The organism is Methylosinus sp. sav-2, from assembly GCF_004366495.1.
Taxonomy (GTDB): domain Bacteria; phylum Pseudomonadota; class Alphaproteobacteria; order Rhizobiales; family Beijerinckiaceae; genus Methylosinus.
On sequence record NZ_SOEJ01000004.1, the window covers coordinates 91,011 to 116,021 of the forward strand.

Below are 25,011 nucleotides of genomic sequence, written 5' to 3' on the forward strand. Positions count from 1 at the left end.
GTATTTTTGTGGACTATAGGAAAATCATTCTCGAACGCCACGGACGAGCCAATGGACGCCATCGATCGGCACATTCTTTCGATTCTGCAGGAGGACGCCTCCCTCTCCATCGCCGACATAGCGGCGCAGGTCGGGCTGTCGCAAACGCCCTGCTGGAAGCGCATTCAGCGGCTGGAGGCGAGCGGCGTTCTGCAGGGCCGGGTCGCCCTGCTCTCGCCCGAGAAGCTCGGCCTCGGCCTCAGCGTCTATGTCTCCATCGTGGCCGGCGAGCATTCGGACGCCTGGCTCGACCGCTTCACCGGCGCCGTCGCGGCCATGCCGGAGGTGGTGGAGTTCTATCGCATGGCCGGCGACGTCGATTACATGCTGCGCGTGGTCGTGTCCGACATGGTCGCCTTCGACGAATTCTACAAGCGGCTGATCGCGGTCGCGCCTCTGCGCAATGTCGTGTCGCGCTTCGCCATGGAGCGGATCAAGGCGACGACCGCTCTGCCGCTGGAAACCGCCCCGCCCATCGCTTTTCCCCGCGCGCGCCGGGTGGCCGAAGAAGCCGTTGCAGGATAAGCTCTGCGACAAGCGCGTCAGCGACCAACACTATATTCGAGGAGCAACTCATGTCAGAGGCAGTATCGGCGCCGATTTACATCCCTTCGGAAAAACCGGGGCGCGGCCGCATTTATGATTCGATCACGCAGACCCTCGGCGATACTCCGCTGGTGCGTTTCGACCGTCTCGCCAAAGAGAAGGGCGTCAAAGCCAATCTTCTCGGCAAGCTCGAATTCTTCAATCCGCTCGCCAGCGTGAAAGACCGCATCGGCGTCAATCTCATCGACTCGCTGGAGAAGAGCGGCCGCATCGCGCCGGGCCGCAATCTGCTCATCGAGCCGACCTCCGGCAACACCGGCATAGCGCTCGCCTTCGTCGCCGCCGCGCGCGGCTACCGCCTCGTTCTGGTGATGCCGGAATCCATGTCGATCGAGCGTCGGCGCATTCTCGCCGTGCTCGGCGCCGAGCTGGTGCTGACCCCCGCCGCGCAGGGCATGAAGGGCGCCGTGGCCAAGGCCACCGAGCTCGCCGCCGAAAATCCCGACGCGGTCATTCCGCAGCAATTCGAGAATCCGGCCAATCCCGAGATCCACCGGATCACGACGGCCGAGGAAATCTGGAACGACACCAAAGGAGAGGTCGATTACTTCGTCTCCGGCGTCGGCACGGGCGGCACGATCACCGGCGTCGGCCAGGTGCTGAAGCCGCGCCGGCCCGGCCTCAAGGTCGTCGCCGTGGAGCCCGAGGATTCGGCGGTGCTCTCCGGCCGTCCGCCGGGACCGCATAAGATTCAGGGCATCGGCCCGGGCTTCGTGCCGCCGATCCTCGACCGCACGGTCATCGACGAGATCATCACCATCGGCAATCAGACGGCCTTCGACACAGCGCGCCAGCTCGCCAAATTCGAAGGCATTCCGGTCGGCATCTCGTCCGGCGCCGCCGTCGCGGCCGCGCTCGAAATCGCCGCGCGTCCGGAGGCCGAGGGCAAGAATATCGTGCTGATCATCCCCGACTTCGCGGAGCGCTATCTCTCGACCGCGCTGTTCGAAGGCGTCTGATCCCGGCGGGCGCGATCCGGACATCGGTTCGGGTCGCGCCGCTTCGAGGTCGAGGAGCTTCGAACATGCCGAACGCCGCTCGCAGTCGCGCGATCGCGTTTTTCGCCGCCTTATGCGCGATTCCGGTCATTCTTCACGCGGCGCTCGACGAGCCGAAAGGCGCGGCGCCCGGCGTGGCCGAAGACACGCTCCTCTTGCGTTACGAAAAAGTCGAATTCTTGAATATCCAGCAGTTGCACCCCGACACGACGGGACTTCCTCCGACGATCGACGCGTCGTCGATGATGGTCGAGTTTTATTTTTCGCGCGACGAGCTGTCGCGGATCGAGAAATTTTCGACCGATCACAAGCTGCGCCGAACGGATGTTACGATCGACGATATCGTCGTCGCCTCCGACCTGTTCAGCCCGTTCGCGGGATTGCGCGAAATCGTCGAGCAGGGCCACGCATATCTGGCCGTCGCCACAGGCTCCTTCGACCAGCAAAGGCTGATCGAAGGAAAGGCGCAGCTGCGAATTCGGGTTCGAAAGCCGTAATCCCGGCCGTTCACGTCACATGCGGCGGCGCCGCCTTGCCGCGTCGCTCCAAATGGCGACGACCGAAGCGGCCGCTCCAATAAGCGACGAAGACGATGAAGAAATAGATCAGCAGCATCCAGGGCCAGCGCTCGCTGGCGCTCTCCGCCTTGTCGGAGAATTTGATCCAGCCTTCGAAGAGATATTCGACGCCGAAGCCGAAGATGAAGGTGAGGATCAGCACGGTCTTCCACCAGGACAGGCGAAAAAAGCCGATCGTGAGCGCGACCATCAGGGCGACGACGCCGACGCCATTGATGAACTGCTGCAACAGGCCTTCGAAGAACAATGTGATCAGGCGAACGACCAAGACCATGCGGCGCCCCTCTGCGATCGACGAAACACGCGCATACTACACATTCGGCAGATGCTGCGCGAGCGCCTCCAGCACCGCCATGCGCACGGCGACGCCCATTTCTACCTGATCTCTGATGAGCGAGCGGGGGCCATCGGCCACGCTCGAGTCGATCTCGACGCCGCGATTCATCGGGCCTGGATGCATCACCAGCGCATCGGGCGCGGCATAGGCGAGCTTCTCCTCGTCGAGACCGAAGAAATGGAAATATTCGCGGCTGCTCGGCACGAAGGCGCCATTCATGCGCTCGCGTTGCAGCCTCAGCATCATCACTATGTCCGCGCCAGCGAGCCCAGAGCGCATATCGTGGAAAACCTCGACGCCGAGCCGCGACAGCGAATCGGGCGCGAGAGTGGAGGGGCCGACCGCGCGCAGCCGCGCGCCCAGCGCGCTCAGCAGAATGATGTTGGAACGCGCGACGCGCGAATGCAGCACATCGCCGCAGATCGCCACCGTCAGCCCCTCGATGCGGCCCTTGTGGCGGCGGATCGTCAGCGCGTCCAGCAGCGCCTGCGTCGGATGCTCATGGGCGCCGTCGCCGGCGTTGACCACGGCGCAATCGACCTTGCGCGCCAGCAGATGCACGGCGCCGGCGCGGGCGTGGCGCACCACCAGAATATCCGGCCGCATGGCGTTGAGCGTCATCGCCGTGTCGAGCAGCGTCTCGCCCTTCTTCTCCGAGGAATTGGCGACCGACATGTTCATGACGTCGGCGCCGAGCCTTTTGCCTGCGATCTCGAATGAAGCCTGCGTGCGGGTGGAAGATTCGTAGAAAAGATTGACCTGGGTGCGTCCGCGCAGAGTGGCGCGCTTCTTCTCCACCTGGCGGGAGACCTCGATCGCCTCCTCGGCCATGTCGAGCAGAGTGAGAATGTCGATGCGCGACAGCCCCTCTATGCCGAGCAGATGGCGGTGCGGAAAAGCGGGATGCGGTTTTTGCGGCATGCCGCCGTCTATAACAGTTTCCCACGCGCTGGCCAGCCTTCCCGCCGGACGCTCATGGTTGAGAAATCCTCGAGCCGATCGCTCGAAAGCGACGGCGGAACCAAAGGGGATGAAAAAGAGTTCTCGCCTTTGCCCGTCATAGAGACGCTCTTTCCCAGAATTCTTCGCGAAACAGGAGATCGCCATGCACATTCGGCTCGGCTCGCCGCTCCTCGCGGCGGCCCTCTCCCTCTGCGCCGCCACGGCCATGGCGGCGACCACCGTCGCCACCGACTTTTCCAACATGCGCTCCGGCCCGGGAGCGCGCTGGCCGGTCATCGCCCAAATCCCGGCCGGCGCCAAAATCCGGCTCGACAATTGCGGGCCGGGCTGGAAACACGATTGGTGCCAGATCCGCTACAAGGGCAAGCGCGGCTTCGTCGCCGCCAACACGCTCGAGCCGACGATGAAGAATGTCGTCGTCGCGCCGCTCGTCACCCGCGACACCACGGCCGTGCGCTCCGGCCCCGGCGGAAATTGGAAGGTGGTCGCCAAGATCCCGCCGGGCCAGAAGGTTGCGGCGTCCGCTTGCCAAAAGGGCTGGATGACCAGCTGGTGCAAAGTCACCTATGAGGGCAAGTCCGGCTATGTGGACCGCAATTATCTGAAGCGGAAGGGCGCCGTCTTCGCCCGCTAAAGAGATTTCCCCCCGCGACGAGACAGCCCGCGGCCGCGGGCTTTTTCTCGCGCTTATGCTCTCGAAAGACTATCTTAGACGAAGCCCGCTCACGCGCCCTCGAGCCGATTGACATATGCTCAGTGAGAGCATATCTGTAGCGCGAAGAGTGGTTGGCGAGGGTTGCTCAATCCCGCCATGACACTTAAGCTACAAAATAAGCCTCCGTCGGGCGGCGCCCGAAGGAGTTTTTGATCGACCGACTTATGCTCGAATTGAGCATAAGTGAGGATGGAGCAAGGTCCATGACCCTCACCTTCCCCGAGAAGAAGCGCCTCGATGCGCCCGCCATCGGCGCGCTCGTCGGAGCGGAGCAGCGCTTTCCCGTGCTGCCCATGCCCAATCTCGCCTGGAACAAGGAGGTCGAGACCGCGACCGCCCATCTCTATGAGCGGGTGGCGAAGGTCATGCCGGCGATCGAATGGGCGTTCCATGCGCCTTATGTGAAGGCGATCAACGAGCTGAAGCGGGAACGCAACGCCGTCATCCTCGCCCACAACTATCAGACGCCGGAGATCTATCACTGCGTCGCCGATTTCGTCGGCGACAGCCTGCAGCTCGCCAAGCTCGCCGCCTCCTCGGACGCCGAGATCATCGTGCAGGGAGGCGTGCATTTCATGGCCGAGACCTCCAAGATTCTGAGCCCCGAGAAAGTGGTGCTGATGCCCGATCTCGAGGCCGGCTGCTCGCTCGCCGCCTCCATCACCGCCGCCGACGTTCGCGCGCTGCGCGCCGAATATCCGGGCGTGCCGATCGTCGCCTATGTCAACACTTCCGCCGAAGTGAAGGCGGAGGTCGACATTTGCTGCACCTCCTCCAATGCGCTGAAAGTGGTGGAGAGCCTCGGCTCCGACCGCGTCATCATGCTGCCGGACCGCTATCTCGCGGAGAATGTCGCCGCGCAGACCAAGGTGAAGATCATCGCTTGGCGCGGCGCCTGCGAAGTGCATGAGCGCTTCACCGCGGAAGAGCTCGAGACCTATCGCGCCGATCATCCGGGCGTGAAGATCATCGCCCATCCCGAATGTCCGCGCGAGGTGGTGGAGATTTCCGATTTCGCCGGCTCGACCGCGGCGATGATCGATTATGTGCGCACGAAAAAGCCGGCGCGCGTGCTGCTCGTGACCGAATGCTCCATGGCCGACAATGTCGCCGCCGAGACGACGGGCACCGAGTTCATCCGCCCCTGCAATTTCTGCCCGCATATGAAGCGCATCACACTGCCGAAGATTCTCGACGCGCTGGTCCATATTCGCGAAGAGGTGACGGTCGATCCGCTGATCGCCGCGCGCGCGCGCGTCTCCGTGCAGCGGATGATCGATCTGGGTTGATGGACGCCCTTCTCCCGCTTGCGGGAGAGGGATACTTCAAGGAGCGCGGCCATGACGGCTCGATACGAGGCTTTGATCGCAGCGATCGACGCCGCCAACGCCGACGATCCGCGCAAGGTGACGATCGACGGCGCCGAGCGCGCTTTCGAGATCGTCTATGCCGAGCGCATGACGGCGCGCCTCTCCGCGCTCTATCCCGAGGCCTCGGAACTGCTGCAAATCGCGACGCGCGCGCAGCATTTGCGCCGCTGGGACATTCCGCGCGAGAATTTCCCGCTCGGCCGCCACGGCTATAATGATTGGCGCAAGGAGTGCCGCGTGCATCACGCGCGCCGCGTCGGCGAGCTCATGCGCGCGCAGGGCTATGAGGAAGAAGAGATCGCCCATGTCGGCGCGATCATCCGCAAGGAAAAGCTGAAGAAGGACCGCGACTCCCAGGCGCTGGAGAATGTCGCGGCAATCGTCTTCCTCGAGCATTATTTCGACGATTTCCACGAGAAATACAAAGATTACGACGATGAGAAGATCGTCGACATCCTCGGCAAGACGCTGTGCAAAATGTCGCCCAAGGGCCATGGCGCGGCGCTCGCCCTGCCCTTGCCGGAGCGCACGCGCACGCTGGTGGCGGCGGCAATCGCCAAGGAGAGCGAGGCGCTCGCCAAGCTCGCAACCGTAGCGATCGACTAATGACCGCCGCGCCCCCTCCCCACTCCTCCCCCGCTTCGCGGGAGAGGGCGCAGATTCGGCGTGTCATCGAATTTTCGCGCAACGCGCCGCGCGCATGGGGCTCGCAGTGACGCAGTCTTCTCCCATCCTCATCGTCGGCGGCGGCCTCGCCGGCCTCTTCTGCGCATTGAAGCTCGCGCCGCGTCGCGTCGCTGTGCTGACGCCGGGCTCCATCGACGAAGGCGCGGCCTCCTTCTGGGCGCAGGGCGGCGTCGCGGCGGCGGTGCTCGACACGGATTCGCCAGAGCGCCACGCCGAGGACACGCTGAAGGCAGGCGCCGGCATCGTCGATACAGAAGTCGCGCTCGGCATGGCGCGAGAGGCGCGCGCGCGCATCGAAGACCTTCTCTCCTATGGCGTGCCCTTCGATCGCGCCGACGGCAAATTTACGCCCTCGCGCGAAGCTGCGCATTCGGAGCGGCGCATCGTGCGCGTGAAGGGCGACACGGCCGGCCGCGCGATAATGGAGACGCTCGTCGCCGCCGTCCGCGCGACGCCCTCGATCGAATTATTGGAAGGCTTTTCCGCGCAGGAATTGCTGACCCATGACGGCCGCGTCATCGGCCTGCGCGCATGCGGCCGCGACGGCCTGCTGCGCGATTTCTTCTCGCCCACCACAGTGCTGGCGACGGGTGGAATCGGCCATCTCTATCGCGTCACCACCAATCCGAATGAGGCGCGCGGAATCGGCCTCGCAATGGCGGCGCGCGCCGGAGCGCTCGTCGCCGATGCGGAATTCGTGCAATTCCATCCGACCGCGATCGACATAGGCGTCGATCCGGCGCCTCTGGCGACGGAATCGCTGCGCGGCGAAGGCGCGATCATCGTCGATCGCTCCGGCCATCGCTTCATGGCCGAGATCGACCCCGCCGCCGAGCTCGCGCCGCGCGATATCGTCGCGCGTGGCGTCTTCGCTTCCATCGCGGCCGGAGGCGGCGCTTTTCTCGATGCGCGCGCCACGGTTGGCGCGGAGTTTCCCACGCGTTTTCCGACCGTCTATGCGAGCTGCATGGCCGGCGGCGTCGATCCCGTGACCGCGCCCATTCCGATCGCGCCCGCTGCGCATTATCACATGGGCGGCGTCGCCACCGACGCGCGCGGGCGAACGTCGCTCGCAGGACTCTGGGCGGCCGGAGAAGTCGCCTCCACCGGCGTGCATGGCGCCAATCGCCTCGCCTCCAACTCCCTGCTCGAGGCGGTGGTGTTCGCAGCGCGCATCGCGAACGACATAGGCGAGCAGAATGTCGAGGCCACGCCCGCCCCTGCCCCATCGTCCGACGCAGCAGACGCGCCCGAGCAGAGCCTCGTCGACGAGCTGCGCGATGTGATGGCGCGCGATGTCGGCGTCATCCGTGATGCGATCGGGCTCACGCGCGCGGCGCGGGCGATCCTGCGCATAGAGGCGGAAACGCCCCATGCGCAATTGCGCAATATGGCGCTGACCGCGCTATTGGTGACGAGCGCGGCGCTCGCGCGGCGCGAGAGTCGCGGCGCGCATTTCCGCTCCGATTTTCCGCAGGCGGAGGACGCTCTCGCGCATCGCTCCTATATGACCATGGCGCAAGCGCGCGCCATAGCCGAGGAGGCGCTGAAATGACGGCCGCCCCCTGGACGCTCCCAGCTCCGCTCGTCGAAGATGTCGTGCGCGCCGCTCTCGCCGAGGATTTCGGCCGCGCCGGCGACATCACCACTCAGGCGACGATCCCCGAGACCGCCCGCGCCCGCGCCGTCATCGCCGCGCGCGAGGATGGAATCGTCGCGGGCCTCGGCGTAGCGGCTTGCGCCTTTCGCCTCGTCGATCCTGCCGTCACCTTCAGGCCTGCGATGCTGGATGGCGCGCGCATCGGCAAGGGCGATGTGCTCGCCCGTATCGAAGGCCCCGCCCGCGCCATTCTCTCGGCGGAGCGCGTCGCTCTGAATTTTCTCGGCCGGCTCTGCGGCATCGCATCGCTCACGGCGCGCTACGCCGAAAAAATCGCGCATACGAAAGCCAAGGTCTGCGACACGCGCAAGACGACGCCGCTGCTGCGCGCTTTCGAGAAATATGCGGTGCGCTGCGGCGGCGGCGCCAATCACCGCTTCGGCCTCGATGATGCGCTGCTGATCAAAGACAATCACATCGCCGTCGCCGGAGGCGTGGGCCGGGCGCTGCGCGCCGCCAAAGCCTTCGCCAGCCATATGACGAAGATCGAGATAGAGGTCGATACGCTGGAACAGCTCGAGGAGGTACTCGCCGAAGGCGCGGATATCGTGCTGCTCGACAATATGGCGCCCGAGCTGCTGCGCGCCGCGGTCGCGCTGATCGGCGGACGCATGCTCGCCGAAGCTTCCGGCGGCGTCACGCTGGAGACGATCGCCGCTGTCGCGGAGACGGGCGTCGATCTCATCTCCGTCGGCGCGCTCACGCATTCCGCGAAAACGCTGGATCTCGGCCTCGATATAGAGATCGGCTGATTTTCGACACGAAGGGGATCACACCTCGCGTCTGAGGCGCGCAAGCGCGGCGCTGCGATTGATCATCACCTCCTCGAAGCGCGATGAGAGCAGAAAGGCGAGCTCCTGCTCGCGCGTCACCGTCACCGGGTCTTGCGCGCGCAAATCCTCGTCGACGCGGCCGGGATGGCACATCACGAGATGCCGCTCGCCCGGCGCGCGCAGATAGGTTTCGAATTGCGCGGCGTAATCGCTCTGCGGATCGAAATCGGAAAAACCGGCGAAGCCTTCGTTGAGCAGAAATCCGCGCGCCACCGCCTCGCGCCGATAGCCACGGCCGATGGCGCGCACCACCAGCGCCTTGCGCATGTCGGAGCCGCGAATCACGATGCGATGCATCCGATCGCCGGCGTCGCGCAGCCAGAGCTTTTCGCCCATGAGGCCGCGCTTCTCCAGCGCGTCGAACAGCGCCGTGCGCACGCCGGGCAACGCATGAACATGCTGGTGCCCGTCGAGATGGTCCGGCGCGCGGCCCATCACCGCATAGTAACGGTCGATCTGGCGGTCGATCTCGGCGCTGATCTCCTCCATCGGCAGCTTTCCGCGCATGGCGGCGCGAATCACCTCGCGCAGCGGCGGAAACACGCCTCCGGGCGCGAATTTCGGCATATTGGTGAGCGGACGCCCAAGCGTCAGATTGAAATGCACGCCAATGTCGGCGTCATGGCGGCGGCGCGCCAGTTCCCGCCCCATGGCCGGCCAGCGATCGACATTGGTGAGCGCGGAGACGGCCGTCAGCCTGCCGGCGTCCAGCGCCTCGAGAATGCCGAGGCTGACGCCCATAGAGAGGCCATAATCGTCCGCGCAGAGCGCGATCGAGCGTTGCGCCGCCATTCGTTGTTCCCTTCCCCGCCCCTCTGACGCGCTTGCGCATTTTCGCGCGCCCGCCTAGGTCTTGCCCGGTTCGAACCTATAAGGCGAGCGATGGACGATAAAGCCGAAAATCCGCCTCCGGAGATATCCGTAGCCATCCCTGTCTTCAATGAGGCGGCCAATCTTCGCCCGCTCATCGACAGGCTGAAGCCCGTGCTGGAGCGCTCCGCCGCCTCTTTCGAGATCGTCTTCGTCGACGACGGCTCCTCGGACGAAACGCTCGCGGGATTGCGCGAATTGCATAAAGAGGACGCCCGCGTCAAAGCGGTGTCCTTCAGCCGCAATTTCGGCAAGGAGATCGCCATAGCCGCCGCGCTGGACCATTCCCGTGGCGCGGCCGTGGTGCTAATGGACGCCGATCTGCAGCATCCGCCGGAGACGATCGCGCAATTCATCGCCAAATGGCGCGAGGGATATAAAAACGTCTATGGCGTGCGCCGCGACCGCGCCGGCGAGCCGCTGCTGCGTACGCTCTTCGCCAATCTGTTCTACGGCCTGTTCGATCGTTTCGGCGAGACGCCTTTGCCGCGCGGCGCCGGCGATTTCCGCCTGCTCGATCGTCAGGCGATCGACGCGCTCTCGCGCATGCGCGAGCGGGCGCGCTTCTCCAAAGGGCTGTTCGCCTGGATCGGCTTCAAATCGATCGGCGTGCCCTTCGAGGTCGAGGAACGCGCCTCCGGCCGCTCCAAATTCAATTACGCCAAGCTCATCCGCTTCGCGCTCGACGGGCTCATGTCCTTCTCCTCCGTGCCGCTGAAGGTCTGGGCGGTGGTGGGGATCATCGTCTCCACCTTCGCGCTCGCCATGGCCGCTTATTATTTCTGGCGCACGGTGTTTTATGGCGTGGATGTCCCCGGCTACGCCTCGCTGATCGTCTCCATCGCCTTTCTCGGCGGAATGCAGCTGTTCTCGCTCGGCGTGCTCGGCGAGTATATCGCCCTCATTTTCGGCGAGGTGAAAGGACGCCCGCTCTATCTCGTCGCGGAGCGGGTGGGGGTGGAAGAACAATGACGATCCAGCACGCGCGCGCCACCTCCCTCTCGAGGGCCATTGAAAGCACACATCCTCGCCCCCGCGACGTCATGGCCGGGCTTGTCCCGGCCATCCACGCCAGGACGCCGAGGCGGCTTAAGAAGTTTGGCCTGACGCCGAAGCTCCGGCGGCGCCCGCCGTGGGATGAATCCGTCGATAGCGGGCGCTTTCCTTCGGTTTCTCAGCTGCTTGGCGTGGATGGCCGGGACAAGCCCGGCCATGACGGCCACAGCGTCTCGCAATGTGTGAATCTGTTAGCCCTCGAGGGGAGTGTGTATCGCGGGCGCCGCCGCCGATGATTCGCAATCTCCTCTCCGTCGGCGGCTTCACGCTGCTCTCGCGCATCACGGGCTTTCTGCGCGATGTGATGCTGTCCGGCATTCTCGGCGCCGGGCTCGCGGCGGATGCTTTCTTCGTCGCCTTCAAGCTGCCCAATCATTTCCGCGCCATTTTCGGCGAAGGCGCCTTCAACGCCGCTTACGTCCCCTGCTATTCCAAGGCGCTCGAGCAGCAGGGAAAAGACTCGGCGAAAGAATTTTCGAGCGAGGTGTTCACGCTTCTGCTCGCCTCGCAGATCGTGCTGCTCGTTCTGATCTACGCATTCATGCCGCAATTTGTGGCGCTGCTCGCGCCGGGCTTCGACGATCGGCCGGAGAAATTCGAGCTCACCGTTTCGCTGACGCGCATCACCTTTCCCTATCTGCTGTGCATGACTCTGGTGACGCTGCATCAGGGCACGCTCAACGCCAATGGCCGCTTCGCCGCGCCCGCCTTCGCGCCCAATCTGCTCAATCTCTCCATGATGGCGGCGCTCGCGGTCGCCTTTCTATTTCCGAGCGCGGCCTATGCCGCCGCCTGGGGCGTGACCATTTCGGGCGTCTTGCAGCTCGCGCTGCTGATGGCCAACGCGCGCATGATCGGCGTGATGGAGGGCCTCGCGCGGCCGCATTGGACGCGCGTGCGCGAATTCTTCCTGATGCTGGGGCCGGCGGTGATCGGCTCGGCGAGTGGGCAGATCGCCATTTTCGCCGATACGATCATCGCCTCTATGCTGCCCGATGGCGGCGTCTCCTCGATCACTTACGCCGATCGCATCTATCAGCTGCCCAATGGCGTCATCGGCCTCGCGGCCGGCACTGTGCTGCTGCCGGAGATGAGCCGCCGCATCGCCGCTGGCGACGAGGACGGCGCCCATGCGGCGCAAAATCGCGTGATGGCGCTGACCATCGCGCTGGCCGCGCCTTTCTTCATCGCCTTCGTGACAATCCCCGAGCTGATCATGAGCGGCGTCTTCCTGCGCGGCGCCTTCACCCACACCGACGCCGTGGCCGCCGCCGATGTGCTCGCGGCCTATGGCGGCGGGCTGATGGCGCTGGTGCTGATCGCCTCGGCGCGCGCGAGCTTTCAAGCGCATGGCGACACCAAGACGCCCATGTATATCGCGCTCGGCGCCGTCGTCGTGAATGTGGGGCTGAAGATCGCGCTCTATGAGCCCATGGGCGCGCCGGGCCTCGCCACTGCGACCTCCGTCGGCCTCTGGATCAATCTCGCGGCGCTGATCGGCCTGGCGCTGCATCGCGGGGCGATGCGCTTCGACGAGACGTTTTTGCGTGTTTCGATCGCGAGCCTTTGCGCCAGCTTACCGCTGCTGGCGACCGCGCTCTATGGCTATGGGCCGGCGATGGCGCTGGCCGGGCGCCTCGGGCCATTGCGCGACATCGCCGCGCTGCTGCTGCTCGGCGCGGCGGGAGCGCTCGTCTATGGGAGCGTTCTCGCCGTCTGCCTGCGCGCATTCGGTCTGCGCCTGTCGCAGCTGCGACGCAGACAACGCTAACTCGCTTCTGTCCACCGGCTGGACGCTCGGACGAGAGCCGTCTCACAAAAACTGCGACAGCCCCGGCACCGAATCGGTAATTTCCTTCAGCTTCTCCTTGCCGACTAGCCCCTCGGCGTGAGCGAAGAACTCCTTGGCGAGCGCCTGGCTCTGATCCATGGAGAGGCCGACGCTGGAGAGCCGTCCGGCGAGCGCCATCAGATCGCCCTTGGAGCCGCCAACGAGGCCGCCGAGCCCGCCCAGCAAGCCGCCGAGCAGCCCGCCATCCGCAGCCGGAGCCGCCTCGGCCGCGGCGATCGCCTCCTCGGCGCCGGGCAGCTTGGCGATGAGATCGGCGGCCGGACCGTCCGGGAATTCCTTGCGGAAGAAGCCGAGCACATGGCCGGCGGCGAGGCGCGCCGTCTCGGGCTCGACGCCGAGCGCTGTGGAAATGCGGGCGATCAATTCTTCCATGCTCGGCTCCTATTTTTAAAAAGCTCAGTCTCGACAATTACGCGGCGATTGCGACGAATTCGCAGCCGGCCTCACTCGGCGTCGAGGCCGTAGAGCGAATGCAGCGTGCGGACGGCGAGTTCTGTATAAGCGGCGTCGATCAGCACGGAGAATTTGATCTCCGATGTGGTGATGGCGCGAATATTGACGCCCTTGTCGGCGAGCGCCTTGAAGGCGCGGGCGGCGACGCCGGCATGGCTGCGCATGCCGATGCCGATCGCCGAGACCTTCGCCACATCCTTGGCGCCGGTGAGCCCGGCATAGCCGATCGAGGGCTTGGCCTTCTCGAGAATGGAGAGGCAGCGCTCATATTCGGCGGCCGGCACGGTGAAGGTCATGTCGGTCATGGTCGCGTCGGAGGCGACCTGCACGATCATGTCGACATTGACGCCGGCCTCGGCCAGCGGCACGAAGACGGCGGCCGCCACGCCCGGCTTGTCGGCGACGCGGCGAAGCGTGATCTGCGCCTCGTCGCGCGAGAAGGCGATGCCTGTCACGACCTGGGCTTCCACTATATCCTCCTCTTTGCAGATCAGCGTGCCGCTGTTGGGACGGGCCGGATCGTCGAAGGACGAGCGGACGAAGGTGCGGACCCCATGCACCATGGCCACCTCGACCGAGCGCACCTGCAGCACCTTGGCGCCGAGCGAGGCCATCTCCAGCATCTCCTCGAAGGCGATGCGCTCCATGCGCCGCGCCTTGGGAACGACGCGCGGATCGGTGGTGTAAACGCCGTCGACATCCGTATAAATGTCGCAGCGATCCGCCTCTATGGCGGCGGCGACGGCGACGGCGCTGGTGTCCGAGCCGCCGCGGCCGAGCGTGGTGATGCGGCCGCTCGGCTGGTGAACTCCCTGGAAGCCCGCGATGACGGCGACCTCGCCCCGATCGAAGCCGGCGCGCAAAGCGGAGCCGTCGATAGATTGGATGCGCGCCGAGCCATGGGCGTCGCTGGTCAGGATCGGGATTTGCCAGCCGAGCCAGGAGCGCGCCGGAAGACCGAGATTCTGCAAGGCGATGGCGAGCAAGCCGGCAGTCACCTGCTCGCCCGAGGCGACGACGGAATCATATTCGCGCTGATCGTGCAGAGCGGCGGCGTCCTTGCACCAGGCGACCAGCTCATTGGTCTTGCCGGACATGGCCGAGACCACGACAGCGACCTTATATCCCGCCTCCACCTCGCGCTTCACATGGAGCGCGACATTGCGGATGCGCTCCACATTGGCGACCGAGGTGCCGCCGAATTTCATCACCAGACGAGCCATGACCGACCTAGATTGGAAACACGGGCCCGGCTCGGGCGAGCCGGATGGCCGCTCGCATCCGACCAAAAGCGGGCGTATATGTGACGCCCCCGCCGCCGGTGTCAACGCCGCGGCGGGGTTCCGCGTGCTTCGAGACGCCCGCTACGCGGGCTCCTCGGCATGAGGAGCGCCACTGGTGAAGGGAGCAATCCTCTCCCTCATGCTGAGGAGGCTCCGAAGGAGCCGTCTCGAAGCACGAGGGAGAGCTCCAGATCGCGAGAGCGGCCGCCGAGGCCGAACAAAAGAGGACAAGCGTGCCGCAGCATCATGACCGCCCCCATTCCGCCAGCATCGACCCGAAAGACGTCGACCGTTTCGACCGGCTCGGCGAGCTGTGGTGGGACGCCTCGGGCAAGATGGGCATTTTGCACGACATCAACCCGGTTCGCGTCGACTACATCCGCGACCACGCATGCCGCCATTTCCGCACGGATGGTGCGCCGCGCGACCGTCATGACGCGCAACCGCTCGAAGGGCTGCGGCTCGTCGATATCGGCTGCGGCGGCGGCATATTGAGCGAATCCCTGGCTGAGCTGGGCGCGAAGGTGACAGCCGTCGATCCCGCGCCCAATAATATAGAGGTGGCGCGCCGCCATGCGGAACGCTCCGGCCTCGACATCGCCTATCGCAACAGCACCGCCGAGGCGCTGGCCGCGGAAGGCGCGCGCTTCGATATCGTCGTCGCCATGGAGGTGCTGGAGCATGTCGAAGGACAGAGCGACTTCATCGCGACGCTCGCCTCGCTGGTCGAGCCCGGCGGAATGCTGTTTCTCGCCACGATAGACCGCACGCTGAAGAGCTATGCGCTGGCAATTCTCGGCGCCGAATATGTGCTGGGCTGGGTGCCGCGCGGCACGCACAACCACGACAAATTCGTCCGGCCCGACGAATTATCCGCCTGGCTGCGCCGCGCCGGACTGCGCGAGATCGACCGCTCCGGCATGAGCTTCCAGCCGCTGACGCGCAGCTGGCGCAAGAGCCACGACACCGATGTGAATTACATGATGGCGGCGAAAAAGGACGGCTGACGTTCCGCGTCCGAGCGAGCCTCGGCGCGGATGAAGCGCCAGGCAAGCCTGACGACAGCTCCGCGCGGCAGACTATGTCCCGTTTGTTTCGGGAGCATAGCCGCATGAGTCTGCATATTTCTCCGCCGTCGCCGCCGGACCTCATCGACACGCTCGGCGTCTGGCGCGCGCGCTTTCCTCGTTTCGCTGAAATGATGGACGCCGGCGAATCGCCGGTCAAAGCATTGCGCTATCTCGGCCTCGGCCTCTGGCAGGAGGGCGATGTGACCGGCGCCGTCGCCGCTCTGACGACGGCGGCCTCGCTGACGCCCGAGGACGCCCATCTCCTCGCCGATCTCGGCGCTGTGCTCTGGCTCGACGGCCGCAAGGCCGACGCGCTGCAATGCTTCATCGCCTCGCTCGAGCGCGATCCGAGCCGGGTGCAGGTCTGGCTCACCGTCGCCAGCCTCTGCAACGAGATCGGCGAGACCGCCACCGCCGAGCATTCCTATCTCGCAGCGCTCGATCTCGACCCCGCCTGCGCCGAGGCGGCGACAGGGCTCGGCCTCATCTGCCTCGAGAGCCGCCGCTATGACGAGGCCGTCACGCTGCTGCGCGGCGCGCTGGATCGCGGCGTCGCCACGCCCGGCCTCTACGCCTGCTACGGCCAGACGCTCTATCTGATCGGCGAGTTCGCCGCCGCACGCGCCGCTCTGGAACAGGCCGCCGTCGCTCTACCGGAGGAAGCCGCGATCGTCCGCAAATATGCGCTCGCCGCTTGCGTGGAAACGGCTTTGGAAGCCTCGCCCGAGGAAGCCTTCGCCGCCTACCGGCGCGGCGCCGGGCTTCACGCGGAGGAGGATGCGCGCATCGGCCGCACCGTCTTCCGCGCTCTCTGCGGCTTCGGCCATAAGGAGGCGGCGATTCGCTTCGGCGAGGCGCTGCTGCGCGCGGCGCCTGATGATCAGATCATCCCCTTCCATCTCGACGCGCTGCGCGGGACGCCGCGCGACCGCGCCTCGCCGGCCTATATCGCCGCCTGCTTCGATCTCTATGCGCCGGACTTCGACCGTCATCTCACAGAGACGCTCGGCTATCGGCTGCCGGAGACATTGCAGCCGCTGCTGGCGGAAACCGCACGCAGCTTTCCGCGCATTCTCGACCTCGGATGCGGCACCGGCCTCGCGGCGCCCATGCTCGCCGGCTTCGGCGCGCAGATCGTCGGCGTCGACCTCTCCCCGCGCATGCTGGAAAAAGCGCGCGAGCGCGGGCTCTATGCGCAGCTCGTGGAACAGGACGCGCAGGCGTTCCTGGCCGACTGCGACGAGCGCTTCGATCTCGTCGTCGCGCTGGATTTGCTGATCTATCTCGGCGATCTCTCGGCGCTGTTCGACGGCGTGGCGGCGCATCTTGCGCCGGGCGGCGTCTTCGCGTTCAGCTTCGAGACCGGCACCGGCGCGGATTACACGCTCGATCCCGCAGGCCGCTTCACGCATGACCCGGCCTATATAGAGACGCTCTCTCAGAAGGACTTCGTCCCGCTCGTCTCGCGGGCGACGACGATCCGCATAGAGGCCAACCAGCCGGTCGATGGCCGGCTGGTCCTGCTGCGGCGGCGCGAAACTCTATAATTCGTCGAGCGCCGCCTTCGCCTGCTTCAGCAGCGCGTCGGCGGCGATGATCTTGTCCTTGTCGGGATCATGGGCGATCGCGTCGAAATCCTTGGCGAGCGCGGCGCTGAAGGCCAGCGCCGCGATCTTCTCGCGGGGATCGCTCGACCATTTGATGGCGATCTGCGCGTCTCTGCCGCCGATCGCCGCGGCCAGCTCCGGCGACAGCGCCGCAGCGGTGTCGCGCTCCGAGAAGCGAATGTCGAAGCCGGCGTCCTCGCCGTCGTATGTGCAGGGCAGATAGCCCTCGACGGCGAAGGGCGCGTAGTCGTGATCCAGCGCGACGCCGATCTTGGCGGCGTCGATCGCCTTTTGATGAGCGGCGCGGTCCGGCAATTTGCCGCGCTCGATATAGAGAATGTGCCGTCTGGCCATGGAAACATCCCGTTTCGCGCGCGTCTTTCGCGCGCCCGCGCCAAGCAGGAAACATTCCAGCGATCGGCTTTCATCTGCGACGCCGCCACTGGTTCGCCACAGGCTCGGACGATAGAATTCACGCTATGATTCGCCCTTCTGTCCTCCCCCTCCTTCTCGCCGCCGGCCTCGGCCTCACTGTCGCGGCGCCGGCGCTCGCCAAAGAAAAGCCGGCGGCCGAGGATGCGGCCGCCGAAACCAAGGCCGATAAGAAGAAACCCGCCAAGTCGGAGGCAAAAAAGCCGGAGGCGAAAAAGGCCGAGCCCGCCAAGCCGGGCGAAGCAAAAAAGCCGGACGCCGCCAAAAAGCCCGCGGACGCGAAAAAAGCCGCCGAGGCGAAGAAGCCTGCGGACGCGAAAAAGGCCGCGGCCGCGGATGATTCCGAGGAGCCTGACGCCAAGCCCGCCAAGGACAAGAACGGCAAGCCCGCCAAAGGCGGCAAGGACCAGGCGAGCAAGGACAAGGACGCCAAAGCCGGCAAGGACAAGCCGGCCGAGAAGGAGAAGGCCGGCGCCAAGACGCCGACCGCCATCGGCTCCTATGGCGATTGGAACGCCATGACCGCGCATGGGCAGGGCAAGGACAAGACCTGCTATGCGCTCGCCGAGCCGAAGGATCGCCAGCCGGCGAAGCTGCAGCGCGACAAGGCCTATGTCTTCATCTCGACGCGGCCGGCCGAAGGCGTTCGCAATGAGGTGGCGATCATTCTGGGCTTCGCGGCCAAGGACGGCGGCGCCGCCAGCGCCGACATAGACGGCGACAATTTCGAGCTCGTGACCAAAGGCGCCAACGCCTGGGTGAAGAATCCGGCGAAGGAGAAAGAATTCGTCGAGGCTCTGAAGAGCGGCTCCAAGCTCATCGTCAAGGCGCCTTCGGCCAAGGGCAATGCCACGACCGATACTTACTCGCTGAAGGGCCTCTCGGACGCGCTCGGCCGCGTGCAGAAGGAATGCCCGTAGAGGCGCCGAACGTCCCCTCTCCCCCGCAGCGGGCTATCGGATTCGCGCATCGCGAGACACTGCCGCCGTCATGGCCGGGCTTGTCCCGGCCATCCACGCCAAGCAGCTGAGAAAACGAAGGAAAGCGCCCACCATCGACGATCTCACGTCGTGCGCCGCCGGAGCTTCTGCATCACGCCAAACTTCTAAGACGATTCGGCGCGTTGGCGTGGATGGCCGGGACAAGCCCGGCCATGACGTCGCGGCGGCGAAGGTCGGCGAGAATCGCGCGACTCACTTCACGCCGACGACCATCGAATCCGGCCCGAGCAAATGCTCGACGCGCGTCTCGAAGAACCCGGCTTCGCGCATCCAGCCCTGGCAATCCGCGCCTGTGTAATCGAAGCCGCCGGGCGTCTCGATCAGCATGTTGAGGCTCATCAGCAGGCCGAAGGCGTTGGTCTTGCGCTCGTCATCGATCAGCGCCTCATAGACGATGAGCGCCCCGCCCTTCGGCAGCGCCTCATAGGCCTTCGCCAGCAGCAGGCGCTTCTCCTCGAGATTCCAATCGTGGAGAATATGCCCCATGACGATGACGTCGACCTTGGGCAGCGCATCCTTGAAGAAATCGCCCGGATAGAAACGCAGCCGATCCGATAGGCCGTTCTGCGCAACGAAATCGTCGAACACCGGCTGCACTTGCGGCAGATCGAAACCGCCGCCCGTCAGATGCGGATGCGCGCGCGCGACCGTGACGGGAACCATGCCCTGCGCGCAGCCGACATCGATGAAGCTCGCATAATCCTTCCACGGGAATTTCGCGGCGATGGCCTGCGCCGGACCGGCGCTTATGCCGCTCATCGCGGTGAGGAAGCCGCGCAGCTTTTGCGGATCGGCGTAGAGAGCGCCGAAAAAATCCCCCTCGGCGGCGTTCTCGCTCTGCGCCGCGCCGGTGCGCAACGCATCGGTGAGGCGGTTCCAGCTCGAGAACAAGCGCAGATTGGACATTTCCAATATTTGCCCGACATAGCTCGGCTTGGCGCGATCGAGAAAGAGGTCCGTCTCCGCCGTGTTGCGATAGAGGCCGTTTTCGCGCTCGAGCATTCCGAGCGCCACCAGCGCATCGAAGAAATCGCGCGCCGAACGCTGATGCAGGCCGAGGCGGGCGCGCAGCGTTTCGTCGTCGGCCGGGCCTTCCGCCAGAACGGTGAACAGGCCGAGCTCGACCGCCGAGAGCAAGACTTTCGAGTTCCAAAAGGCGAAGCCGAGACCGAGGATTTTTTCCGGTGAGAGCTGGCTCATCTTTGTCCTCACAAACGAATCTCGCCGCGCGCATCTAAAATAGCGGCTCGTCTTACCATTTCGCGCCACGGCGGTCGACCGCGCCCCTACTGGTTCGTTCGCGTAAACCATTCCTCTTCGCTGATGACCTCGACGCCGAGCTCCTTGGCCTTGGCCAGCTTGGAGCCCGCGCCCGGCCCCGCCACGACGAGATCGGTCTTTTTCGACACGGAGCCGGAGATTTTCGCGCCGAAACGTTCGGCCTGCGCCTTGGCCTCCTCGCGCGTCAGCCGCTCCAGCGCGCCGGTGAAGACCACCGTCTTGCCGGCGACGGGCGAAGCGCTTTCGATCTGCGGCATGGGCTCTAGCGTCACATGCGCGAGAAGCGCTTCGATCTCGTCCTCATTGTGTTTCTCGGCGAAGAAGTCATAGAGCGCCTCGGCGACGACGCCGCCAATGCCTTCGATCGATTCGATACGCTCGCGCGCTTCGCTTCCCGGCGCGGCCTCGCGCGCAGTATCGCGAAGGCTCGCAAAATCGGCGAAATGCCGCGCGAGGCGCTTGGCGTTGGTCTCGCCGACATGGCGAATGCCGAGCGCGAACAGAAAGCGATTGATCGGCACGCTGCGCCGCGCGTCGATCGCGACGAAGAGATTGCGCACCGAGGTCTCGCCATAGCCCTCGCGATTCTCGAGCTTGGTGAGGCTCGCTCGGTTTCGTTCGGCCAAAGTGAAGATTTCGGAGGCCGTGCGAATAAGGCCTTCCTCGAAGAAAGCCTCGATCTGCTTGTCGCCGAGCCCTTCTATGTCCATGGCGTTGCGCGAGGCGAAATGCTTCAGCCGCTCGATCGCCTGCGCCGGACAAACCAGCGAGCCGGTGCAGCGGCGCACGACATCTGCCTCGCCGGTCTTCTCATCGATCTCGCGCACCGCGGCCGAGCCACAGGCCGGGCAGACATGCGGAAACTCATAAGGCTTCGTCCCCTCCGGCCGCTTGTCGAGAACGACCTCCACGATCTGCGGAATGACGTCGCCGGCGCGCTGCACGACGACCGTGTCGCCGACGCGAATATCCTTGCGCGCGATCTCGTCCTCATTGTGCAGCGTGGCGTTGGAGACGACGACGCCGCCGACCGTCACCGGCTCCAGCCGCGCGATCGGCGTCAACGCGCCGGTGCGGCCGACATTTATGTCTATGCCGCGCACGATGGTCTTGGCCTGCTCGGCGGGAAATTTATGCGCCACCGCCCAGCGCGGCGCGCGCGAGACGAATCCGAGACGGATTTGCAGGCCAATGTCATCCACCTTGTAGACGACTCCGTCTATGTCATAGCCGAGCGTGGCGCGGCGCGCTTCTATGTCGCGGAAATGCGCGAGCATCTCCTCGGCGCTGACGCAAATTTTGGTGAGCGGATTGGTCGGCAGGCCGAAGCTCGCCAGCGCCTGCACCATGCCATATTGCGTGTCGGACGGCATGACGCTCACCTCGCCCCAACTATAGGCGAAGAAGCGCAAAGGCCGGCTCGCCGTCACTTTGGGATCGAGCTGGCGCAGCGAGCCCGCGGCGGAATTGCGCGGATTGGCGAAGAGCGGCTTATTCGCCGCCGCCTGCCGCTCATTGAGCGCGAAGAAATCCTCGCGCCGCATATAGACCTCGCCGCGCGCCTCCAGCACATCCGGCCAGCTCTCGCCATGCAGGCGCTGCGGAATTTCTTCGAGCGTGCGGATGTTGGCGGTGATGTCCTCGCCCTCATAGCCATCGCCGCGCGTCGCGGCATAGACGAGCGCGCCTTTCTCATAGCGCAGCGAGCAGGAGAGGCCGTCGATTTTCGGCTCGGCGGTAAAGAAGAGCGGCGCCTCGTCGGAAAAGCCCAGAAAGCGCCGCACGCGCGCGACGAATTCATGGACCTCCTCCTCCGCGAAGACGTTGCCGAGCGAGAGCATCGGCACGACATGTTTTATTTTCGCGAATTTCTCCGCCGGCGCCGAGCCGACCTTCTTGGTCAGCGAAACGTCGGACGAAAGCTCGGGAAAGGCTTTTTCCAAAGCCTCATAGCGCTGGCGCAGCGCGTCATAGTCGGCGTCGCTGACCGCGGGGGAGTCTTCCTGATAATAGCGGCGGTCATATTCGGCGAGCTCTTCCGCGAGCCGCGAATATTCGAGCTTCGCCCGCCGCGGCGAGAGATCTTCGATCGGCGTCAGCGGTCTTGGTCCGCGCTTGCGGGAAGGAGCGTCATCAGAGGCCATGACAACATCCGAGCATCAAAAACCAGCGCGCGCCCCTTCTCCCACTTGTGGGAGAAGGTGGCCCTCGCGTCAGCGAGGGTCGGATGAGGGCTCGCGCCGATCTCGCCGTTTACGATTATTTGCGCGATGACGCAAAGCGTATGGATATTCGAAAGGACCCTCATCCGACCCGACTTCGTCGGGCCACCTTCTCCCCGAGTGGGAGAAGGAGAGTCCCAGCCCTACGCCGCCTCGGGCGCCGCGCCCACCAGCCTTCGCGCCTCCATCGGGCTGATCGGGCGGCCGAAGGCATAGCCCTGCGCATAGGCGCAGCCGAGCTGATAGAGCTCGATAGCGTCCGATTCGGTCTCGGCGCCCTCGGCGACGACATCCATGCCGAGATCATGCGCCAGCGAGATGAGCGAGCGCAGAATCACCGCGCGCGAGCCCTTGCCGGTCTGGCGCGTGAAGGAGCGGCCGATCTTGATCGTGTCGAAGGGGAAGCTCTGCAGATAGGCGAGCGAGGAATAGCCGGAGCCGAAATCGCTCATCGCGAGGCCGGCGCCCAGCTCCTTGATGCGGCCCAGCATTTGCGCGGCATATTCGGGATTTTCCATCACCAGCCCCTCGCCGAGCGCGAGCTTGAGGCTGCCTTTGACGATGTCGTTGCGCATCAGCACGCTCTTCACATCGCGCAAGAGATCGTGCCGCAGCAATTGCCGCGAGCCGATATTGACGCAGGCGAAGATCGGCGGATCGACGGCGAGCGCGCGCTGCCAGGCGGCCAGCTCGCGGGCCGTGCGCTCCAGCGCCAAAAGGCCGAAATCGACGACGAGGCCGGTCTGCTCGGCGACCTGGCCGAACTCGCTCGGATCGAGCTGGCCGAGGCGCGGATGGTCCCAGCGCAGAAGCGCCTCGAAGCCGGCGATGGTGCGATCCTCGAGCCGCACCACGGGCTGGAAGAACACCTTGATCTCGCCGCGCTCCAGCGCGCGGCGCAGATCGGCCTCAAGGGTCAACCGATCGGAGCGTTGCGCGCGCATCGCCGGGCGGAACACCTCTATGCGATTGCCGCCGAGCTTTTTGGCGTGGCGCAGCGCGATCTCGGCGTCCTCCAGCATTTCGTGGCGGTCGGGATGCAATTCCTTGTCGAAGAGCGCCACGCCGATCGACACCGACAGCGAAATCTCGCGATCGGTGAAGCGCACCGGCGTCGCCAGCGTGCGCCGCACCGAATCGGCGAGCGTGATCACATGGTCGACGTCGGTCTCGGAGACGAGGATGATGGCGAAACGATCGCCGTCGAGCCGCGCCAGAGTGTCCTGCTGCTGCAAGAGCCGGGTCAGTCGATGGGCGATGGTGAGCAGGATCGAATCGCCGGTGGCGACGCCCACCTGCTCGTTGATCTGGCGGAAACGGTCGATATCGACGGCGAGCACGGTCGGACGCAGCCCAGCCTCAAGACCGGCGAAGACCAGCGCCACCTCCAGCCGGTCGAAAAACAGCTCGCGATTCGGCAGGCCGGTCAGATTGTCGTGGACGGCGTCATGCAGCAGCCGCTCACGGGCGTTGCGCTCGTCGGTGACGTCGATGAGCGTGCCGACGACGCGGATGACCTCGCCGTCCGGCCCGATGACCGGCCGCGCCCTCAGCCGGTAGCAGAAATAATGGCCGTCGGCGGCGCGCAGCCGGAATTCCTGATTAATGCGCCCGCGCCGCTGCTCGAGCAGCGCGTCCAGGCAGGCGCGATAGCGGTCGTGCTCGAAAGGATGCAGCAGAGCGAGCCAGGAGGAGGCCGCCCCCTCGAGCCCGCCACGGTCGAGGCCGAGCTGCTCCTCCACCTCCGGGCTCACATAGATGTAGTCGGCCGGCACGTCCCAATCGAAGACGATCTCGTTCGCGCCGGTGAGCGCCAGCGCCTTGCGTTCCGTGTCGGAGATCGCGCCATGGGCGAGGCCGCCGCTGGCGAAGGCATTTTGCATAACGGTGAAGCCGATCAGCATCACGATCAGCACCAGGCCGCCGACCAGCGCCGGCGAGACCAGATCATTGGTCAGCCAGCCGGCCACGGTAAAGCCCGCCGCGCAGACCCAGAGCAGCAGCAGAAACCATGTCGGAATCAGCATGATGGCGCGGTCGAAGCCATGCGTCGCCAAATACAGGACCAGCACGAAGCCGACGGCCGAGACGGTTGCCAGCGAGATGCGGGCGACGCCCGCCGCCACTGGCGCGTCGAAAATGGCGAGGCCGACGAGATCGGCGAGAATCAGCAGCCAGAGCGCCGCCACATGCCAGGCGCGCACATGCCAGCGGTTGAGGTTGAGATAGGCGAAGAGAAACACCACCAAGGTCGCCGACAGCACCGTCTCGGCGCCGGCGCGCCAGATGCGGTCGGCGTTGGGGTCGACGCCGAAAATCTTGGCCCAAAAGCCGAAATCGATGCAGACATAGGCCAGAACCGACCAGGCGAGCGCCGCCGCCGCCGGGAAGATCACCGCGCCTTTGACGACGAAGACGATGGTCAGGAACAGCGCCAGCAGGCCGGCGATGCCGATGACGATGCCCTTATAGAGGGTGAGGCTCGTCACCTTGTCCTTGTAGGAGTCCGGCTCCCACAGATAGAGCTGCGGCAGATTGGGCGTGCGCAGCTCGGCGACATAGGTGATCGTCGTGCCGGGATCGAGGGTCAGGCGAAAAACATCGGCGTCCCCGCTTTCCTCATGCTCCGGCGGGAACCCTTGGCTCGCGGTGATCGCCGAAATGCGCGTCGCGCCGAGATCCGGCCAGATCACTCCCGACCCCTGAAGGCGGAAATGCGGGGCAACGATCAGACGCTCCAGCTGCTCGTCCGTATCATTTGTGAGCGCAAAGACGATCCAGCTCGGGCGGGTGCCTGCTTCCTTGGCGCCCACTTCGATGCGTCGGATGATTCCATCGGAGCCGGGGGCGGTCGACACCTGCAGGCGGTCGCCCTCGGAGGAATATTTCTCGACCGCATGGGTGAGGTCGATGGCGGCGGCGTCCTGCGGCACGCGCACGGAATCGATGGCGAGCGCCCGCGACCCGCAAAGGACGAGAAACATTAGGGCGATCAGATATCTGGATAGCGGCACGAATCTCGTCTCTGGCGCGCAGGCCCAAAAAGTCCGATTGTCGCGGGGCGGACCGGTCGGCTTTCGGATTTCTTCTTGTCTGAA

The 25,011-nt window shown here is 65.2% G+C and carries 22 protein-coding genes; 12 read left to right on the forward strand and 10 right to left on the reverse strand.

The features are described 5' to 3' along the window. The first annotated feature begins 51 nt into the window (after positions 1 to 51). Together EDE12_RS10315 and cysK are read left to right on the forward strand one after the other, a co-directional pair. Positions 52 to 564 carry an Lrp/AsnC family transcriptional regulator gene (locus EDE12_RS10315; RefSeq protein WP_024880444.1) on the forward strand — a complete coding sequence of 171 codons (513 nt, stop codon included), beginning with the start codon at positions 52 to 54 and terminating at the stop codon, positions 562 to 564. Between the two features lie 50 nt (positions 565 to 614). After that, a complete protein-coding gene (gene cysK / locus EDE12_RS10320) occupies positions 615 to 1,604 on the forward strand; it encodes a cysteine synthase A (protein ID WP_024880445.1) in 990 nt (329 codons plus the stop codon). Between the two features lie 110 nt (positions 1,605 to 1,714). Here cysK and EDE12_RS10325 read toward each other — a convergent pair whose 3' ends face one another. The 3 genes from EDE12_RS10325 to EDE12_RS10335 all read right to left on the reverse strand — a co-directional run bounded on the left by EDE12_RS10325 (position 1,715) and on the right by EDE12_RS10335 (position 3,479). Further along, the gene (locus tag EDE12_RS10325) at positions 1,715 to 2,089 is read right to left on the reverse strand and encodes a hypothetical protein (protein WP_134188075.1); all 375 of its coding nucleotides are present in this window, start codon (positions 2,087 to 2,089) and stop codon (positions 1,715 to 1,717) included. A gap of 61 nt (positions 2,090 to 2,150) precedes the next feature. Further along, positions 2,151 to 2,495, reverse strand: a complete 345-nt coding sequence (locus EDE12_RS10330) for a hypothetical protein (protein WP_024880447.1) — start codon at positions 2,493 to 2,495, stop codon at positions 2,151 to 2,153. Between the two features lie 36 nt (positions 2,496 to 2,531). Continuing rightward, positions 2,532 to 3,479 (reverse strand): aspartate carbamoyltransferase catalytic subunit, encoded by a 948-nt coding sequence (locus EDE12_RS10335; protein WP_026598956.1) that lies wholly within the window; start codon positions 3,477 to 3,479, stop codon positions 2,532 to 2,534. Between the two features lie 184 nt (positions 3,480 to 3,663). Here EDE12_RS10335 and EDE12_RS10340 point away from each other — a divergent pair, with 184 nt between their 5' ends. The 5 genes from EDE12_RS10340 to nadC all read left to right on the forward strand — a co-directional run bounded on the left by EDE12_RS10340 (position 3,664) and on the right by nadC (position 8,705). Then, positions 3,664 to 4,155, forward strand: coding sequence for an SH3 domain-containing protein (locus EDE12_RS10340; protein WP_024880449.1), 492 nt, complete (start codon positions 3,664 to 3,666; stop codon positions 4,153 to 4,155). Between the two features lie 284 nt (positions 4,156 to 4,439). Then, entirely contained in the window at positions 4,440 to 5,525 is a 1,086-nt protein-coding gene (gene nadA, locus EDE12_RS10345; RefSeq protein WP_024880450.1) for a quinolinate synthase NadA, read from the forward strand. Positions 5,526 to 5,576: 51 nt separating this feature from the next. Continuing rightward, positions 5,577 to 6,212, forward strand: coding sequence for a DUF4202 domain-containing protein (locus EDE12_RS10350; RefSeq protein ID WP_026598957.1), 636 nt, complete (start codon positions 5,577 to 5,579; stop codon positions 6,210 to 6,212). 94 nt (positions 6,213 to 6,306) lie between these two features. Further along, entirely contained in the window at positions 6,307 to 7,848 is a 1,542-nt protein-coding gene (locus EDE12_RS10355; protein WP_036291005.1) for an L-aspartate oxidase, read from the forward strand. Continuing rightward, the gene (gene nadC, locus EDE12_RS10360) at positions 7,845 to 8,705 is read left to right on the forward strand and encodes a carboxylating nicotinate-nucleotide diphosphorylase (protein ID WP_026598959.1); all 861 of its coding nucleotides are present in this window, start codon (positions 7,845 to 7,847) and stop codon (positions 8,703 to 8,705) included. Before EDE12_RS10355 ends, nadC begins: the two co-directional genes overlap by 4 nt. A gap of 18 nt (positions 8,706 to 8,723) precedes the next feature. On the opposite strand, the gene EDE12_RS10365 is transcribed toward nadC, so the two are convergent. Next, positions 8,724 to 9,578: a ChbG/HpnK family deacetylase gene (locus EDE12_RS10365; protein ID WP_024880454.1), complete on the reverse strand. Its 855-nt coding sequence runs from the start codon at positions 9,576 to 9,578 to the stop codon at positions 8,724 to 8,726. A gap of 90 nt (positions 9,579 to 9,668) precedes the next feature. Here EDE12_RS10365 and EDE12_RS10370 point away from each other — a divergent pair, with 90 nt between their 5' ends. Both EDE12_RS10370 and murJ read left to right on the forward strand, forming a co-directional pair. After that, positions 9,669 to 10,628, forward strand: coding sequence for a glycosyltransferase family 2 protein (locus EDE12_RS10370; RefSeq protein WP_026598960.1), 960 nt, complete (start codon positions 9,669 to 9,671; stop codon positions 10,626 to 10,628). A gap of 316 nt (positions 10,629 to 10,944) precedes the next feature. Beyond that, entirely contained in the window at positions 10,945 to 12,483 is a 1,539-nt protein-coding gene (murJ, locus tag EDE12_RS10375; protein ID WP_026598962.1) for a murein biosynthesis integral membrane protein MurJ, read from the forward strand. A 42-nt stretch (positions 12,484 to 12,525) separates the two neighbouring features. Here murJ and EDE12_RS10380 read toward each other — a convergent pair whose 3' ends face one another. Then, positions 12,526 to 12,936 (reverse strand): DUF2267 domain-containing protein, encoded by a 411-nt coding sequence (locus EDE12_RS10380; RefSeq protein ID WP_024880458.1) that lies wholly within the window; start codon positions 12,934 to 12,936, stop codon positions 12,526 to 12,528. A 71-nt stretch (positions 12,937 to 13,007) separates the two neighbouring features. Beyond that, positions 13,008 to 14,240 (reverse strand): aspartate kinase, encoded by a 1,233-nt coding sequence (locus tag EDE12_RS10385; RefSeq protein ID WP_024880459.1) that lies wholly within the window; start codon positions 14,238 to 14,240, stop codon positions 13,008 to 13,010. A gap of 293 nt (positions 14,241 to 14,533) precedes the next feature. On the opposite strand from EDE12_RS10385, the gene ubiG reads away from it, so the two are divergent. Further along, positions 14,534 to 15,307: a bifunctional 2-polyprenyl-6-hydroxyphenol methylase/3-demethylubiquinol 3-O-methyltransferase UbiG gene (ubiG, locus tag EDE12_RS10390; RefSeq protein WP_024880460.1), complete on the forward strand. Its 774-nt coding sequence runs from the start codon at positions 14,534 to 14,536 to the stop codon at positions 15,305 to 15,307. A 104-nt stretch (positions 15,308 to 15,411) separates the two neighbouring features. Next, a complete protein-coding gene (locus EDE12_RS10395; protein WP_026598963.1) occupies positions 15,412 to 16,917 on the forward strand; it encodes a methyltransferase domain-containing protein in 1,506 nt (501 codons plus the stop codon). Here EDE12_RS10395 and EDE12_RS10400 read toward each other — a convergent pair. Then, entirely contained in the window at positions 16,912 to 17,331 is a 420-nt protein-coding gene (locus EDE12_RS10400; RefSeq protein ID WP_026598964.1) for a hypothetical protein, read from the reverse strand. The two genes, EDE12_RS10395 and EDE12_RS10400, sit on opposite strands and share 6 nt — an antisense overlap. 125 nt (positions 17,332 to 17,456) lie before the next feature. Here EDE12_RS10400 and EDE12_RS10405 point away from each other — a divergent pair, with 125 nt between their 5' ends. Beyond that, entirely contained in the window at positions 17,457 to 18,329 is an 873-nt protein-coding gene (locus EDE12_RS10405) for an invasion associated locus B family protein (RefSeq protein ID WP_026598965.1), read from the forward strand. A 273-nt stretch (positions 18,330 to 18,602) separates the two neighbouring features. On the opposite strand, the gene EDE12_RS10410 is transcribed toward EDE12_RS10405, so the two are convergent. The 3 genes from EDE12_RS10410 to EDE12_RS10420 form a co-directional block, all read right to left on the reverse strand. Continuing rightward, a complete protein-coding gene (locus tag EDE12_RS10410; protein WP_026598966.1) occupies positions 18,603 to 19,610 on the reverse strand; it encodes a methyltransferase in 1,008 nt (335 codons plus the stop codon). Between the two features lie 86 nt (positions 19,611 to 19,696). Then, the gene (ligA, locus tag EDE12_RS10415) at positions 19,697 to 21,835 is read right to left on the reverse strand and encodes an NAD-dependent DNA ligase LigA (RefSeq protein WP_051592509.1); all 2,139 of its coding nucleotides are present in this window, start codon (positions 21,833 to 21,835) and stop codon (positions 19,697 to 19,699) included. A 221-nt stretch (positions 21,836 to 22,056) separates the two neighbouring features. Continuing rightward, positions 22,057 to 24,897, reverse strand: coding sequence for a sensor domain-containing phosphodiesterase (locus EDE12_RS10420; RefSeq protein ID WP_051465428.1), 2,841 nt, complete (start codon positions 24,895 to 24,897; stop codon positions 22,057 to 22,059). Positions 24,898 to 25,011: the final 114 nt, after the last annotated feature.